The organism is Streptomyces griseochromogenes, from assembly GCF_001542625.1.
Taxonomy (GTDB): Bacteria; Actinomycetota; Actinomycetes; order Streptomycetales; family Streptomycetaceae; genus Streptomyces; species Streptomyces griseochromogenes.
Genome location: NZ_CP016279.1, coordinates 1,198,651 through 1,215,262 on the forward strand (window position 1 = coordinate 1,198,651; position 16,612 = coordinate 1,215,262).

At 72.9% G+C, this 16,612-nt stretch carries 12 protein-coding genes; 7 read left to right on the plus strand and 5 right to left on the minus strand.

Translation table 11 applies throughout. From position 1 onward, the window contains the following. The first annotated feature begins 7 nt into the window (after positions 1-7). On the plus strand, positions 8-4,144 hold the full coding sequence (locus tag AVL59_RS55510) for a CHAT domain-containing protein (RefSeq protein WP_067300087.1): 4,137 nt from the start codon (positions 8-10) through the stop codon (positions 4,142-4,144). Here the strand turns inward: AVL59_RS55510 and AVL59_RS05660 are convergent. After that, positions 4,125-5,945, minus strand: coding sequence for a caspase family protein (locus tag AVL59_RS05660; protein WP_067300088.1), 1,821 nt, complete (start codon positions 5,943-5,945; stop codon positions 4,125-4,127). The genes AVL59_RS55510 and AVL59_RS05660 overlap by 20 nt on opposite strands. Before the next feature lie 130 nt (positions 5,946-6,075). Here AVL59_RS05660 and AVL59_RS05665 point away from each other — a divergent pair, with 130 nt between their 5' ends. The 6 genes from AVL59_RS05665 (at position 6,076) to AVL59_RS05690 (ending at position 12,011) form a co-directional block, all read left to right on the plus strand. Continuing rightward, positions 6,076-6,558: a hypothetical protein gene (locus AVL59_RS05665; RefSeq protein ID WP_067300089.1), complete on the plus strand. Its 483-nt coding sequence runs from the start codon at positions 6,076-6,078 to the stop codon at positions 6,556-6,558. 47 nt (positions 6,559-6,605) lie between these two features. Further along, positions 6,606-8,735 (plus strand): hypothetical protein, encoded by a 2,130-nt coding sequence (locus AVL59_RS05670; protein WP_237281442.1) that lies wholly within the window; start codon positions 6,606-6,608, stop codon positions 8,733-8,735. Further along, on the plus strand, positions 8,732-9,094 hold the full coding sequence (locus tag AVL59_RS55820; RefSeq protein WP_079146537.1) for a hypothetical protein: 363 nt from the start codon (positions 8,732-8,734) through the stop codon (positions 9,092-9,094). The genes AVL59_RS05670 and AVL59_RS55820 overlap by 4 nt, the downstream gene beginning before the upstream one ends. Beyond that, a complete protein-coding gene (locus AVL59_RS05680; RefSeq protein ID WP_067300090.1) occupies positions 9,091-9,672 on the plus strand; it encodes a hypothetical protein in 582 nt (193 codons plus the stop codon). Before AVL59_RS55820 ends, AVL59_RS05680 begins: the two co-directional genes overlap by 4 nt. Positions 9,673-9,746: 74 nt before the next feature. Then, the gene (locus AVL59_RS05685; RefSeq protein ID WP_067300091.1) at positions 9,747-11,312 is read left to right on the plus strand and encodes an AAA family ATPase; all 1,566 of its coding nucleotides are present in this window, start codon (positions 9,747-9,749) and stop codon (positions 11,310-11,312) included. Between the two features lie 165 nt (positions 11,313-11,477). After that, positions 11,478-12,011, plus strand: coding sequence for a hypothetical protein (locus tag AVL59_RS05690; RefSeq protein ID WP_067300092.1), 534 nt, complete (start codon positions 11,478-11,480; stop codon positions 12,009-12,011). A gap of 9 nt (positions 12,012-12,020) precedes the next feature. On the opposite strand, the gene AVL59_RS05695 is transcribed toward AVL59_RS05690, so the two are convergent. The 4 genes from AVL59_RS05695 to AVL59_RS53935 all read right to left on the minus strand — a co-directional run bounded on the left by AVL59_RS05695 (position 12,021) and on the right by AVL59_RS53935 (position 16,480). Continuing rightward, positions 12,021-13,364: a M14 family metallopeptidase gene (locus AVL59_RS05695; protein ID WP_067300093.1), complete on the minus strand. Its 1,344-nt coding sequence runs from the start codon at positions 13,362-13,364 to the stop codon at positions 12,021-12,023. A gap of 209 nt (positions 13,365-13,573) precedes the next feature. Continuing rightward, complete coding sequence (locus AVL59_RS05700; RefSeq protein ID WP_067300094.1) at positions 13,574-14,392, minus strand: hypothetical protein; 819 nt, start codon at positions 14,390-14,392, stop codon at positions 13,574-13,576. Between the two features lie 9 nt (positions 14,393-14,401). Beyond that, a complete protein-coding gene (locus AVL59_RS05705; RefSeq protein ID WP_067300095.1) occupies positions 14,402-15,712 on the minus strand; it encodes a DUF1266 domain-containing protein in 1,311 nt (436 codons plus the stop codon). Positions 15,713-15,790: 78 nt separating this feature from the next. After that, positions 15,791-16,480 carry a hypothetical protein gene (locus AVL59_RS53935; protein WP_237281443.1) on the minus strand — a complete coding sequence of 230 codons (690 nt, stop codon included), beginning with the start codon at positions 16,478-16,480 and terminating at the stop codon, positions 15,791-15,793. Between the last annotated feature and the right edge of the window lie 132 nt (positions 16,481-16,612).

The window sequence follows — 16,612 nt, forward strand, 5'->3', positions numbered from 1 at the left end:
TGGGTGGGTGACCTTCTCTTCCTCCCGGCCGACCGGTCTCGTCGACGACATCACCGCCGAACGCGACGCCGTGCTCGGCGAGTTGGCCCGGCAATCCGCCGACGGCCCGGAAACCGCCGAGCTGTGCGGATACGCGGGAGAGCTGAGCCACCGGCTGTATCTGCTGCGGGACGACGACGGCCGGGACGAGGAACTCGCCCTGGCCGTCGAGGCGTTCGAACACGCCTTCCGCAACCCGGGCGCCGAGCCGATCTGGTCGGCCTGGCGGGTCCGGTTCGGGCATGTGCGGGGTGTGCAGTACGACGGCGGCGGCGGGCGGCACCTGCTGGAGGACGCGTTCGAGCTGCTGCGGGCAGGAGCGGAGGGGCTGCCGGCCGACGACCCCGACTTCGCCTGGGAACGAGTGTGGGGGCGGCAGGTGCTCGCCGTGTGCGCCAAGCTGCGCTGTGTCGCCGAACCCGACTCCGCCGAACTGCTGGCCGAGGCCCTGCGCAGGCACGACGACGCCCTGCGGGACGCGGAGCCCGACAGCGAGGAAGAGGCCGAACTGCGGGCCGGAGCCGGATACCTGTCCATGCGGCGCGCCCTGCTCCACGGCGACCTCGACGCCGCCGACGCCTCGGCCCGCCACTACCGCGCCCTGCTCGACACCGCCCCGCCCGCCGACGTCCCGCACCTGCGCTACAGCCTGGGCCTGACCGCGATGGTGCGCGGCCGGGTGCGGATCGACCGGGAGGAACTGGAAAGTGCCCGGGACGCCTTCGACACCGCGCTCACCGAGGCCCGGCGGGCGGGCGGACCCGAACCCGACTGGGCGTTCGAGGCCGAGGCCAACGCCCTCCTCGTACGGACCCTGATCTGGTCCACCTGGAAGGACGTCGGCCACAGCCGGGCCGCCGAGGTCGAGCTGCGCCGCCTGCTGGAGCGGCCCGGCGCCGAGGAACAGCTGCTGCCGCAGTACCTGGACATGTTCGGGCGCCTGCTGTACGAGCGGGCCGCCGCCCGTGACGACGCCGAGGGCAGGGACCGCGGCATCTCCCTGGTCCGCCGGGCCATCGACACCTGGCGGCCGCAGCGGGACGGCGACATCGGCGCCACCGCGCTCTTCCTCGCCCTCTTCCAGCAGTCCCGTCACCACGACGACCCCCGCCCGGACCGTGCCGAGGACGTGCTGCGGGCCGCCGGTCTCGTCCTGGACTCCGGGACCGGCAACCACGACCTGCTGCAGTCCGCCCGCCTGCTCGACGGCTGGGCCCGCTTCACCCTCGCCGACCACGGGGTGCTGTCCGAGACCGACGGACACCCGGAGGGACTCGACGCCGAACGGCTGAAGCAGACCTGGGACGGCCTGCTCGACGACATCCGCGAGGGCCGGGCCCACGTCGACTTCGGGGAGGAGGAGTTCCTGCGGGGCATGGAACGGGACGTCGTCGGAGCCCGCCGGCGCATCCAGGGCTTCGAGCAGGCCCTGGCCCGGCTGCGCTCGCTCGAACCGGGCAGCCCCGGCCGGGCCCAGCTCGCCTCGCTGATGCTGAACAACCTCTCCCTCGTCGACCCCGAGGGCACCCACGTCACCGCCGAGCACCGGCGGGAGCTCACCCAGGCCGTCCTGGAACGGGCCGAACGGGACCCGGCCTGGCGGGGTCCGGCGCATGCCATCACCGGCTTCGCGCGGCTGCACGAGGAGATGAGCAGCGGCTCCGGCACCGGGTTCGACGAGGCACTCGCCCACTTCGACCGGGCCGAGGCCGACGGCGGCCTCGGCGACGAGCCCGGCTACGCCCTCGCCCTCGCCCGCTTCCTGGCCCAGACCCAGCGCGGCCAGACCGGCGGCGCCGACGACGACATGGAGGCCGGTGCCGCCACCTGGCGCCGGCTGCGCTCCGACCCCGCCCTGCCCGCCCATCTGCGCCGTCTGATGGACCTCCAGCAGGCGGGCTTCGACGCGCACACCGCCGTCCGGCGCGGCGACCTGGCCGCCGCCGACCGGCACATCGCCGCGCTCACCGAGGGGCACGCCGCGCTCAGCGCCGAGGATCCCTCCCGTATCGAGATCCTCATCCTCCTGGAGAACGCCCGCCTCGGCCGCGACAACCTCGCCCACCGCCTCGGCGTACCCCCGCTGCCGCCGCTCGCCGCCCGCCCCGGCGCGACGGAACTGCGGCGCGAGGCACGCCGGTTGCCGCGCGACCATCGCGCCTGGGTGCTCGGCGACACCGGCATGACCCGGTTCGCACAGGCCGCCGCCCGGCAGGACGGACCGGGACTCCTGGCGGCCATCGGCCTCCTCCAGGAGGCCCACGAACTGTGCGAACCGGGCAGCGACAGCCGTCTGCGCTACGCCAACGGACTGGGCATCGCCCACTGCGCGCTGTCCGAGATGCAGATCGACCGGGTGCGCCGACGCGAGCGCCTGGCCAAGGGCATCACCTTGCTGGAGGGCGTCTTCGTGGAGGCCGGCGGCCCCGAGCACCGCCTCTACGCCGACACCGGCCTGGCCCTCGCCCGGGCCCTGCGCACCCGCGACGACCTGCACCGCCGCGACCGGTCCCACGCCCGCGCCACGGGGCTTGAGTCCTTGCGCGGCCACGCCTGGGCCGCCCTGCTGCAGTCCGGCACCGACCACGCCACCGTCGCCGCCGCGCAGGCCACCGGGGCCGCGCTGGAGGTGGCCGGCTGGTGCCTGAAGGACGACCGTCCCGAGGAGGCCCTCCAGGCCCTGGACGCCTGCCGGGGCCTGGTCCTGCACGCGACCCTCACCTCCGCCACCGTCCCCGACCTGCTCACCGCCACCGGACACACCGACCTGGCCCGGGAGTGGCGGGCCGCCGGAGCCGACACGGCCGAACAGCCCTCCGACCCCCTCACCGCCGCCCGGACCCCCCTCACCGTCCCCAGCGCCCTGCGCCGGCGCGTCCTGGCCGCCCTCACCGGCACCCACCAGGCCCGGCTCCTCGACCCGCCCACCCCCACCGAGATCGCCGAGGCTCTGCGCACCCTCACCAAGGACGCCCTGGTCTACCTGGTCCCGGCCACGGAGGACACCCCGGGCACCGCCCTGGTCGTCACATCGAGGGGCGCGGTCCACGCCGTACCCCTGCCGACGCTGACGCAGGACGCGGCGCCGTTGCGGGAGTACGGTCCGGCGCAGGAGGCGTCCCGCGAGGAAGGCCCCCGCGACCTCGGCCCCGTCCCAGGCCGCCGTCCCGCCGCCCCGCCCTCCCTGCGCGCCCAGCTCGACCGGCTGTGCGGGTGGGCCTGGTACGCGGCGATGAAGCCTCTGCTGGAAGCCTTCGAGATGCCGGCCGGGCGGCTGCCCAGGCTGGCACTGGTGCCCATGGGGAAGCTGGGGCTGGTGCCCTGGCACGCCGCCTGGCAGGCGGGCGGGCCGCGCGGGCGCCAGTACGCGCTGCAGGCCGCCGAGATCTCGTACGCCGCCTCGGCCCGCCTGCTGTGCCAGGTGGCCGCCCGGCCCGCCGCCGAGCACACCGGCGCCGCCCTGATCGTCGGCAACCCCACCGGCGACCTGCGTCACGCGGGCGAGGAGGCCGACGCCGTCCAGCGGGCCTTCTACCCCGAGGCCCGCTTCCTCGGCCGCCGCACGACCGGCCCCACCGACGGCCCGGGCACCCCGGGCGAGGTGCTGCGCTGGCTGCGCGAGAGCCCGCGGGACGGAGGCGTGCTCCATCTCGCCTGCCACGCCTCCGTCACCGAGAACGCCCGCCGCAGCGCCTGTCTCTCCCTGCACGACGGCCGGCTGGCCGCCGAGGAGATCACCGGGGCGGGCGGCGAGCGGCTCGGCCTGGTCCTGCTGGCCGCCTGCCGCAGCCATGTCTCGGGCCGCGGTCACAACGAGGCCTACAGCCTCGCCACCGCCTTCCTCGCGGCCGGCGCCCGCTCGGTCGTCGGCTCGCTGTGGCCGGTCCCGGACGAGGCGACCTCGGTCCTGATGTTCCTCACCCACCATTTCCTGCGCACCCACGGCGAACCCCCGGCCCGGGCCCTGCGCCGGGCCCAGCTGTGGATGCTCAACCCCGACCGCGAACCACCGCCCGGCCTTCCGGAGTTCCTCGCCGAACGGGCCCGCCGCACCGACCCGCACGACCTGAGCGCCTGGGCCGGCTTCACCCACCTGGGCCACTGACCCCGTGCGCCGCCCTCGGCACGAACGTGCGCAGCGGCACCGTCACCGCCGTCCAGCGGCCCGCCGCCCCCAGGACGGGACCGAGGACCCGGCGCCCGGCGGCCGTGTCCCAGGGGGACAACCGGAACGGCACCGTGTTCAACTCCCGGTCCGCCACGATCAGTTTGAGCCAGTCCCGCGCCTCGGCCCCCGGCACCACCGGCCGGGAGGCGGGAAGCGACAGCTGCACGGGGTCGCCGTCCAGCGCGTGTCCCGTGTGCCCCGGGCCGATGAAGTGCCCCGGATACAGCACCGGGTCGCAGGCGTAGCCGTCGGTCAGGTCCAGCAGCACACACCACAGGGTGCGGTCGGGGGAGCGGTTGTGCAGCCGGATCGACACCCACGGCGGGCGCGGGCCGGCGGGGCTCGGTGCGTACGGGCAGACCAGCTCCCCGGACGCGTCCGGCCGCAACGGCTCGTCCGAGCCCCACGGGACGATCTCCAGCTCCACCAGCCCGTCCAGCAGCGAGGGCCGCGGGGCGAGGTCGCGCACCTGGTGCCAGCGGGTGAGGTGGGCCAGACAGTCCGCGACCCGCCCCGCGTCCGCAGGGCCTTCGAACGGCAGCGGCGCCGTGAACTCCGTACCGTCGCGCCGCAGGACGTGGGCCCGCCCGTCGCGCACATGCACCCGGAAGTGCAGCCCGCGCGCCTCCTCGGGCCCGTCCACCGGCCGTACCAGCGGCCCGAGTTCGCCGTTCAGCAGCCGTTTGTCCTCGGGATCGCCGTCCACCGTCACACTGGCCGGCGGCAGCGCGACCTCCGACAGCGCGACCGGATACACCCGCTCCTGCTCCGGCTCCCAGTCCACCGGCGCGACCAGCGTCCGCGCGGCCGACACCTCCAGCGCCCGTACGACCCCCCGGTCCGGCCCCTCGTCCAGCGCCGCGAACAAGGTGCCCCGCGCCGCCTCACCGCCCTCCCGCAGCCCGTGCACCCCGCCGCAGTCCACCTCCCAGCCGTCGGCGCCGTACCGCAGCAGGTGCGGGCTCGCCGTCCGGGCCGGGCCGCCGAGCAGCGGCCGGTCCGCCGCTCCGCCCGGCAGGTCGGGGAAGAGCACCGGATGCTGGGTGCTGCCCGCCCGCTGCACCCGCGCGGACGCCCCCGCGAGGAGCTCCCGGCAGGTGGCGCCGGGCCCGGCCGCCCGCACCGCGTCGACCAGCGCGTGCGTGAACGCCCCGTGTCTGCGCCCCTCGAACCAGCCCTCGTACGACGGCTCGTCCAGCCGGCTCGCCGCCAGCAGCACATGCCGGGCCGGTCCTGCGGGCTCCCGCGCGCCCAGGTCCCAGTCCGGCCGCGGCGGCGCGTACCGCTCGACGAGTTCCGCCTCGCGGGTCGCGCCCCCGGAGTGGCAGCAGTCCAGGACCGCCACGACCTGGGCGCCGCCCGCCGCGACCCGGTCCAGCAGCGCGCCGAGCCGTTTGTCCGGCAGCGGCCCGTCCACGCACACCAGCGCCTGGTTGCGGCCCGTCGCCTCGATCAACAGGTCGTCGCCGGTGGCGAGTTCCTCGGTGCCGTGGCCGGAGAACCACAGCAGGGCCGTGTCCCCGGGACCGGCCGAGCCGAGGTGCTCCAGCACCGCGTCCGTCACGAGGTCCACCGTCGCCCACGCGTCCAGCAGGACGCGGATCTCGGCCCGTTCGCCGGCCAGGTCCTCCAGCAGCCGGCGCGCCTCGGCGATGTCGTTCGCGCAGCCGCCCAACGGCGTCGCCACGTCCGCCGGGTAGTCGTCGATGCCCACCAGGAGCGCCTTGATCATCCCCATGCCGGAGAGTTTGCCAGGGTCGCACGGGGGTCAATACGCGGTACGGAGATGCACTCTTGACGTGACGTCACTAACCTTCACCTTCCGTGCATCGCACAACCGCTGACCACCCATGACTCTCGGGGGACACATGGGGAACACCGAACGGCCGCGCCGTATCGTGCGGCCGGCACAGCAGGGCCTCGCCGCTCAGCCCGGCCTGGGCGCCCGGCGGGCCTCCGCACCCGCGAACCCGGCACCCGGCGTCGTACGCCGCGAGCTGTACACCCCGCGCTCCCGGAAGCTGATGGACGCCGTGGGCCGGCTCGACGCGGGACTCGACGAGCAGGCCTGCCGGTCGCTGGCCGACTGGCTGCGCGAGCAGTACACGACGGCCTACGGCTCGGTACCGCTCGGCTACGTCGCCCGCTGCCACCTGGGCCCGCCCTACGTCGACCACCAGCTCAGCCTCCTCGGCGTCATCGTCCGGCACTTCTCGGCCGCCGAGCCGATGCCCGAGCCGTTCTCGGCCGCCCGCATGCTCGCCCGCTCCGGCGGCTACGCCTACATCGAGGTCTACGACGACGGCCTGATCCTCCCCGTCCTGGACGACGGCACCGTCGTCCGCCCCTGATCCCGACCCCCGCCCGCTCACCCCGCAGCACGCGAACGGAGTTCCGCATGTCCGAGGTCGACCTCGCCCTGCACCGCAAGGTGCAGGAAGTCAGCAACCTCGTCATCAGACTCAGCGAACAGGTCGGCTCCGTGTCCGGCCAGGTCTCCACCGTCGAGGCCAACCAGCACCAGACCCGCACCGAACTCCAGCAGCTGCGCGACGAGTTCCTCGCCTTCGTCAAGCAGGCCGAGGCCACCGCGCACGTGCAGCGCGCCGAGACCCGCATCGGGGCCATCGAGGACAAGATCGACCACGAGTTCGGCCACCACAAGACGGTCCGCCGCACCGCGGTCGGCATGCTCCAGGCCTTCGACGTCGGCCTGGTGTCGGAGGAGAACGTCCGGATGGTCGGCGACCAGCTGATGCTCCAGACCCCCCGCTACTGGCTCGCCCCCGCCCTGGTCGCCCTCGCCTCCTGGTCCGCCGACGACCGCACCCTGTGCGACCGCGCCGTCGACGAGGCCTTCCGCCGCTCGCCCGACCGCACCTCCCTGTTCTTCGCTCTCGTCCTGCGCCGCCAGGGCCGCTCCGAGGCCGCCGTCCGCTGGCTGCGCCACTACCTCCTCGCCCAGGACCCGGCCGCGCTCGGCCGCGAGTTCGCGGTCATCCTGGAGGCCATCGCCCAGGGCGCGTTCGGCCTCGTGGGCCGCGAGCTCCTCGACCGCACCCTCGCCGAGTGGCGCTCCCAGCTGATGGACAGCGCCGACGCCCAGGCCAAGCAGGTGCGGCGCTGGCGCGACGAGCTGGAGTCCCTGCGCGGACCGTCCCAGGCCGCCGAGTTCCCGCGCCTGGCCGTCCTGTCCCCGCAGTGGGTCACCCTCGACGGCGTGCTCTCCTCCGCGCGCGGCCAGCAGCCCGTGCTGGACAAGTACAAGGCCGTCATGGACCGCGAGTTCCGGCCGTCCGAGCGCATCGAGGACGCCGTCGACGACATCCTCGACCGGCTCGTCTCCGAGTACGACAACGAGGAGCTGCCGCTCCGCCGCGACCTCGCCTTCAACCAGGCGGTGGTCGACCACGACGGCGACCTCGCCACCGCCCGCAAGACCGCCGACGCGGACTCCGCGTCGTACGAGGAGACCCTCGACTACCTGACCGTGCAGACCACGGCCGCCCTCAACCCGCAGGCCATCGGCACCTCGCCGGCCACCCAGCGGCTCTCCGTCGCGGCCTGCCACGACTGGTTCCAGCAGGCGCACGCCGCCCACACCCGCGACTACCGGGCCGCCGTACCGCAGGACGTCCAGGCCCAGTTCGCCGCCACGCACACGGTCGGAGCGCAGCATTTCCAGCTGCCCACCTGGGTCGGCTCGTTCACCCAGCCGCTGGCCGCCCTGGAGAAGTCCCTGGGCGACCACTGGGACCACTACACGCGCCCGTTCGTGGACGCGCTCGCCTTCCCGTGGCTGAAGAAGGTGGCCCCGCTGGCCGGCGTCGTCGCGGCGATCCTCCTCTTCCTGGCCGGCAGCTGGCCCGGCTTCGCCATCGGCGCCGCGGCGATCGTCGCCGTCGTCTGGGGCCTGATCCTGCGCAACCAGGCCCAGACGGCGGCCCGCGCCCAGGACGCGGCCCGCGAGCTGCTGGAGCGGGCCAAGACCGAGTCCCTGCACCAGCTGCGCGGCGTCTCGGCCGAACTGACCGACTGGTACGAGAAGTTCACCGCGGCCGACCGGGTGGAGGCGAAGGTACGCGAGCTGATCGCCACGCTGCCGACGGCGGGCGGCGGCGCGTCCCCGTTCGAGGGACGCACGGTAGGCAAGAAGGCCGCGGCCGATCCGGCGCCCGCGGAGCGCCCCGCCCCCGAGCCGCAGGCCGCCTGGCGGGCGGTGCCCGAGTCCCGCCTCGCGAAGGAAGCCACGCCCGGGGCGAAGGAATCCGTGCCCGGGGCTGTGGAGTCCGTGCCGGAGGCGGAGGGGATCCGGTCCGAGGCGAAGGAGACCGCGTCCGGGTCCGCGCAGTCGGCGCCCGCGGATCGTCGCGCCCCCGAGCCGCAGGCCGCCCGGCGGGCGGTGCCCGAGCCCCGGCCGGCCCAGGAAGCCGCGCCCGAGGCGCAGGAGGCCGCGCCCGAGACGGCGGAGACCTCGCCCCAGCCGAAGGAGACCGCGCCCGAGCCCCAGGAGGACAGCGCCCGATGAGCACGCCACCGCCGCCCGCCCACCGGCCCGACCCGACGCCGTCGGCGACCGCGTCCCAGCGCTCCTGGGCCGCGACCGGGCAGTCCGGGGCCACACCGCCTTCCCAGGGAGCCACCCCGGCCCCCTGGGCCGCCGCCCCCCAGCCCACCGGCAGCGGCACCGCACAGCAGCCCGCCGCCTCACCCTGGGCCGCCTCCGCCGACGCGGGCCGCGCCCAGTCCTCTCCCTGGGCCGCGCAGCGCCGCCCGCAGCAGGAACGGATCACCAGCAGGCTGCGCAAGGTCGTGGAAGGGCTGCCCGACTGGGAGCCGCTGCCGCCCGGCGAAACCCTCGTACGCCGGCCGGGCAGCACCGCATGACCGGCCTGTGGGGCGACGGCGGCCCCTACCAGGCCTGGGTCGCCTTCCTGCGCCGCTGGGCGGCCCTGGAACCCGTCGACCCGGCCACCCTGCCCGCCCTGCCCGAGGAGCAGTGGGACGGCGACACCTGGGCACGGCTGGGCGAACACCTCGGCGCCGCCCTGGGCACCCGGCTCACCGCCTGGGCCGAGCACCTGGTGCGCGCCCTGAACGAGGCCCGGGACGAGTTCTCGTACGGCCGTGAACTCGCCCAGGCCCGCACCGGCCTGCACACGATCCGTGCCCTGGCGGCCCACCCCGGACTGCCGGAGGACCTGCGCAGCACGCTCACCGAGATCGTCGACGGGCAGATCACACAGGTGCAGGGCCAGCTGGAGCAGAGCCTGGACGACGAGGCCCGGCGCGGCGCCGACCCGCGCCTCGTGGAGCGCCGCCGTCGCACCCTGCGGGACAACGCGCTGACCGCGACGCTCACCGCGCCGCCGCCCGGCATGCCGTCCACCGACGGCACCACGCCCTCGGGCGCCTGGTCGTACGACCCCGCGGCCCCGCCGAGACGGCGCATCGTGCCCGGCTGAGGCGACCGACCACGGAGCGCCTCACCGCCGCCCCGCCGCCCGCACCCCACCCTCGCAGAAGGCCCGAACCCCGAATGTCGAACTACGCCGAGAGCCTCAGCCACCTCGACAGCTACATCTCCGCCCGTGTCCCGGTCATCGCGATGCGCACCATCGAACAGCAGCGTGCCCTGCGTCTGCTGCGCGAGGCGGCCACCCAGTCCCGGCGCAGCAGCATGCCGTTCTGGATCTACACCCGGGCCACCGGCCTGCGCGACCTGCGCACCAACGCGCCCGTGCAGGACGACCGTTCGCTGGCCGGCGCGATGGACTTCGCCGCGTCCCAGTTCGGCAGCCGGGCCAATGCCACGGTCGTCTTCGTCGACCCGGACGAGCTCGAATCGGACACGCCGGTCACCCGCCACTTCGCCGAACTGGCCCGCCTGGCCGACAGCAACATGGGCAGCATCGTCCTGATCACGGACACCCCCATCTGGAGCGGCCTGCAGCGCCTCGGCATGAGCCTGCGCCTGGACCTGCCCGACTCCGAGGAGATGTACGGCATCCTCAGCGGCTTCCTCGGCGACCACCACGGCCACATCCCCATCGAGTGGACCGAGGAGGACGCCCGCCGCGCGGCCGAGTTCCTGAGCGGCGTCACCGAGGCCGAGTGCGTCAACCTGATGGCGACCATCGCCGCCAAGGGCGCCATCCGCCGCGAGGACGTCCTCGGCCTCGCCCAGGCCAAGGACCGCATCTTCAGCGACCTCACCGGCCTGGAACGGGTCCACCTCAAGCAGAGCGACTACGCCATCGGCGGCCTGACCGGCCTGCGCACCTGGCTGGAACGCAAGCACGACATGATCTCCCGCGACCTGCGCCACACCGCCCTGCGCCCGCCCCGGGGCGTCCTGCTGGTCGGCGTCCCGGGCTGCGGCAAGTCGCTCTCGGCCAAGGCGATCGCGCACGACTGGCGGCTGCCCCTCTACCGGCTGGACATGGCGAGCATCCACGGCAAGTACCTGGGCGAGTCGGAAGGCCGCTTCCGCGAGGCACTGGCGATGGCCGACCGGGTGGCCCCCTGCGTCCTGTGGATCGACGAGATCGAGAAGGGCCTGGCGGGCCGCGACGACATGTCCGGCGTCCCGCAGCGCATCATCGGCCAGTTCCTGTACTGGCTCCAGGAGTCCCAGTCCCGGGCCTTCGTCGTGGCCACGGCGAACGACATCCGCAGCCTGCCGCCGGAGCTGCTGCGCAAGGGCCGCTTCGACGAACTCTTCTTCGTGGACCTGCCCGACGCCCAGGACCGCAAGGAGATCATCCGCATCTACCACCAGCGCTACCTCCAGGCCGACCCCACCCCCGAGCAGCTCGACCGCCTGGTCGACCTCTCCGAGGGCTTCGCCGGTTCCGATCTGGAGGCCGCGCTGCACGACGTCGGCGAGGAGGCGGTGCGCCGCGGCGGATTCGTCCAGTTGAAGGACTCGTACGTCATGGACACCTTCGCCCAGGTACGCCCGCTCAGCGTCAGCAACCCCGAGCAGATCGAGGAGATCCGGGCCTGGGGCCGCGAGCGCGCGGTACCGGCGGGCCGGGCGGCGGTGACGCCGGTGCCGGGCGACGGAGGCCGCACGCGCCGCATCGTCTTCATGGACGAGTGAGGCGAGTGAGACGAGTGAGGCGAGTGAGGCGAGTGCGAGGGCCGGACGAGTGACCAGCGGCACCCCATACGGAGACCAGCGGCACCCCATGGGGTGACCAGAGTCAACCCATGCGCCGGGTGGTCCGACTGGTTCCGGCACAGCAATGTCGTCCATACTGCCGCCGTGGAGCAGCGCATAGGATCGAACAGCAAGCCCCTGAAGGGCGAGCCCGTCAAGGGCGCCGGATTCGACCCGGCCTTCATCCCCGGGCTCACCGCGCCCGCGAAGGCCGAGCCGGAGGACGCGGAGCCGACGGCGGAGGCGGACGAGCAGCCGGTGCCGGAACCCGCCGAGGAGCCGGAGGCACAGCCGGCCGACGCGGCGGCCGAGACGGAGGAGCCGGAGGACCCGGAGGAAGAGGCTGAGGCCCCCGAGGGCGGCCCCGTCTTCGAGGCCTCCGACCGCCGGGCCAAGTTCGTCGCCGACCACCGCGGGGTGCGTCTCAGCCTGGACGAGGAGAACTGCGAGTTCCGCTGGGCCGAGATCGCGGCGGTCGAGACGGAGTCCCCCCGTTTCGGCAAGCGTTTCACCATCACGGTGCACACCCCTGACCGCCGTTGGTACCCGATCGAGATCGAGGCGACGGCCAGGGCGCGCTTCAAGGAGTGGGAGGACCAGCTGGACGCCGTGCTGGACGCCTACTTCGAGTCCGACTGACCGGGGGCGCTAGCTGCAGTACTGGTCGGCCTTCCCGATCGACCTGTACATACAGTCCGCGTTCTCCAGCAGCTGCAGCACCGCGTCCTTGTTCCGGGAGGTCTCCCGCTCGATGACTTCATCGGGCGGGTAGAACCCACCCTCCGAACTGGACGTCGGATACATCTCGAAGGTGTAGTCGAAGATCTTCTGCGTACCCCACAGATAGTCGTCGATCGACCCGTCGGTGATGTACAGATCGCTCGACTGCTCCGGCGTGTACCCGTTGCTGGCGGCCATCTTCTGCCCCACGGCCTTGTACGCGGCGGCGTCGTCGGCGGTCATCCCGGGGGCCGTGTCCGAGTACGTGTAGCCGAACGGCCACAGCACCAGCTCGCTGTAGGTGTGGAAGTCGATCCCGGCCTTGATCTGCTGCTTGCCGCCGATCACCCGGCTGCGCACGAAGTCGGCGACGACCTTCACCTCGGGCGCGGACTCGGCGGCGGACCCGCGATAGGTCTCGGACGACTTCGACCCGGACGAGCCACCACAGCAGCCCCACTTGTAGTTCCAGTTCCGGTTGAGGTCGGTCCCGACGTACGAGGACCCGGAATTGGGCTGCCGGTTCTTCCGCCACGACCGGTACGACCCCGTCGCGATGTCGTACTCACCGCCATCCGGATTCAGATCCGGCACGATCCATATCTCGCGGCTGTTGACGATGTCGGTGATCCGGGAGTCCTTCCCGTACCCGGCCCCCAGCTCCCGCAGCAGATACAGCGCCATCTCCACGGTCAGATGCTCACGCGCGTGCTGATGGAAGGTGAACAGCACCTCGGGTTCGTCCTCGTCGGTGCCCACGTTGTCGCTGACCTTGATGGCGACGATGTCCCGGCCCTCGTACGACTTCCCGATCACCCGCTTGCTCATGATGTTCGGGTAGGCGGCGAGCCGCTGGTCGATCTCGGCGTTCATCTCGGCGTAGTTGTGGTACTTCGAGTCGGCGCTGGGGAAGTCGAAGAGCCGGGCTCCGGAACGTTGCGGCGCCGCCCCCAACGGGCTGACGTCATAGCCGAGTTGCCGGAGCTTCCTGATCTGCTCGGCACGCCCCGACACGACGACGGTCTCCTCGTCGGCCTCGTCGACGGTGACGCCGGCGGCCTGGATGGCGGTGCGGGTCACGGGTGTGGTGCCCTGGTGGATCTCGTACTGCCGGATGTCCTCACCGGAGGCCGTGGCCTTCCGGGCGCTGTCGGCGGTGGCGTGGGTGGCGGTGGCCGACACGGGGGCGGCGAGGGCGAGGGCCAGCAGCGCGCCGAGCGTGGCGGTACGTCTGCCGCCGCGCACGCCGGAGCCGCGGATGCGGAGTCGCATGAATTCTCCTTGGTTCTCCAGAAATTCCGGGGTCGCCGGAAGTGGGGGAGTGGAGCTGGGGAGTGGAGCTCGGAGAGTGGGGCTGGGGGTGCTTCAGTGCGACGGTGCGGATTGGCGCCCATGGTGAAGCCTTGGCATGGCCTGGTCAAGGATGCGCCAAAGCGGCACCGCCGGAAATCGGCCGGAACCGCTCGCTCCTCGACCGGTGCTCAGCGGCGGGTCGGCCGAAGCCGCTCGATCCGGTCTAGGTCACCGGCGAGAAGGTCGTCGTGCCCGATGGCGAAGTCTCCGTTGAGCAGGGCTCGCCCGTCGCCGAAGTGGCGGCCCACGACGGCGTCCGGAAGAAACGTCCGCAGACTGTGGCGCATGTTCGGCGGGTGCTCGACAGGGACGCCCCAGCCGACCGGGCTCTGGTCCGTCGCGAGCAGGACCCAGTGGTCCACGGGGACCTCCGCGTCCAGATCCGGCGGCCCTCCCGTGTGACTGTCCAGCGCCGGCAGGACCAGCCGGTCGGGGTCGAGGGGCGGGTACCAGAGCAGCAGGGGCTTGGCGCGCCGGGCGTCGGCGTTGTCGAAGCAGCAGAGGGCAATGGTGTGGTCGGGGAAGGCGTCGGCGTAGAAGCGCAGCAGGTCGGGGTCGATGGCGGGACGCCGACGGAAGGGCACCTGCTGGAGTGCGGCGGGAACGAGGGTGGGGTCGGAGGCGAGGAGCACGGTGTAGACGTCATGCTCGAAGACCTCTACGGACCGTGAACTCCCATCCATCCAGTCGATGCCGTCGTCCTCGGCGGCCTCCACCGCGGTGACCATGCGCCGCAGGACGTCACCGCTGCGCCCGACGGAGACGAACTGCTCGGGAGTGACCTGCCGTGCGGGGAGATGCAGCAGCATGGCGTTCGGACCGTCGGCCAGATTGACGGCGGTGTTCTGGTACCCCATGACATGGATGAGGCCGTGCAGGGGGTGATGCTGCCGCCCGCAGTACAGGATCGTGCCGGAGAAGGCGGCTTCACCCGCCGAGATGCACACGGCCGCGCCTCACTTGAAGGGGACGGTGAGCCAGGGGCTGTCGGGTTCGGACATCAGGACCTGGTGGACGTCGACCATGTCCGTGTACCACTCCCCGAACTCCTCGTCGTCGAAGTGCAGACAGCGCCCGAGGATGTACCCGGCGGCGAAGTCCTGCCAGGACTTGTACGACCGCGCCGAGGCCCGGCCCGCCTCGACGACGGCGGACTCGGCCTCCTTCAGCGAGCAGTACCGGGAGCCCAGCCCCCAGCGGGCCATGGCGGAGGCCCGCCCGAAGTTCCAGGCGTCCACGGAACTGACGAACCGGTTCCCGTCGAGAATGCCGTCGGCCCGGAAGCGCGCCTCGTACCGGGTGATACGCCCGACGAGATGCTGCACGCCCTTGATACGCGCCTCGATCTCCGCCTCCGGGGCGCCGGGCGTGGTGGTGACCCCGTCCGGCGTGATGACGGTCTCCCCGTCCGCACGGCCCCGCAGTACCCGGGCAACCGCGTCACGCCAGTAGGCGGTGTCGACATGGCCGCCGAAGTCACGGGCGATGGTGCGGCGCAGCCCGAGAGCGAACTCCCAGACGGGGTTGCCGCCGTCGGGGTCGAGCAGGGCGCTCTGCTGGACCTGCCACTCCTCCCGGCTCGTGACACCCCACCACTCCCGGAGCAACGCGCGCTCCGCTTTATAGCCGTTGCCGTGATACGCCATGGCGTTCCAGGGCAGCCCGTGCCACACGATCAGCAGGGCGCCGCAGGCCAGCCCCTGCGCGACAGGCCCCTCCAGAGGCCCACCGAGCCGGAGCGTACTGACCCTCGTCCGGTTCAACGGACCCTTCGCCTTGTGCTGCGACCACGCGGCGGAGTGCGGCGGGGCCGAGGGCAGAAACGCCTCGCACGGGCTGCCCGGATTGACCACGATCATGGCCGGATCGCTCGGCTCCCACACCCGGGCGAACCACCCGAGGCTCTGCCAGTCGAGCACCCGGTGCGGGTCCGGCACGGGCAGCATCCCCTCCGTGTACACGGCCCAGATCCGACCGCCGGCGACCCGGGGATCGTGTCCGAAGACAGGAATGGTCTTGCTCGGTTCGGCATCGGCCCCGTCGCGCCGTATCTCGAAGTACAGCCGACAGTCCGCGAGGATGTCGAAGTAGGCCGCCCAGTCCTCACGCGACTTGGCCTCGAAGAGGTCCTGCTCGATGGCGGTGGGCGCGGTCCAGGCGGGCGCGGCCGGGGCGGGCGGAGCCGACGGGGGAGGGGTGGTGGCCGGGGGAACCGAAGGGGGCGGCGTCGCAGGCCCGAACCCTGCGGGAGGCGGACCGAACGACATGTTTGCCCTTTTCAACTTATGGCCGACTGAGGCAACTTGACTTGTGTGGTTATGTTATGCGACACGCTGACGGCCGCTTCAGTGGGGCAGCGTGTCCACGACAGCGGTGATGACGATGCCTTTCTCCAGCAGTCCCACGCCTTCGCCGGTGAGCCGGACCTTGGCGCTGTGGGGCGGATCCACGAAATCGACCGGCCGCTCATAGCGAAGAATCCAGGCGAGTGCGATCAGCGGCGAGCCGCCCTCCGTACCGCCGCCTTTCGTATCGTCAGCAGAGCCGACGCCGAACCGCTGCCCGACGCGTACGACACCGCCCACGCACCGGACGATGCACGTGGCGGCCTGGGCATCCCGCTCCTCCACCGAGTGGATCCGCAACTTCGCGTCGGCACGGGTGAGGAAGAGCCGCTCCTCGTGGTCCAGGACGAGGACCCGCTCGTCGCCGTCGATGATCACGAGGTCGTCCGAGCCCGGGTACCAGAGGTCGTCGAGCCGTTCGAGTACGGCCCGGTAGGCGACCCGCACCGCCGTGCGCATGTCCGGCCAGGCCGCCCAGACGTCCTGCCCCACATCCGCGACGGCCGTGCGCAGGGCGTCTCTCAGCTGGCCGGCGTCGAGATCGGACACGTCGAGGGCGACCTCGGCCCGCTTGACCAAAACGGTGAGCCGGGCCGGCGAACCGCCGAGAGCGGCGAGGAACCCGTCGTAAGAACCGGGCCCTTCGTACGCCCCTATGGCGGCCAGGGTTTCCCGCAGGTGGGGAGGCATGTCGTCGGTTCACGGTCCCTTCGTCGCCGATCGGGCGTCAGCCATGGGCCGACGGCCCTAGGGCACTGTCCGCTACCAGTCGGAACTGTGAATGCCGGCCGGGATCACGCGATCCATCGGACAGTGCCGCAT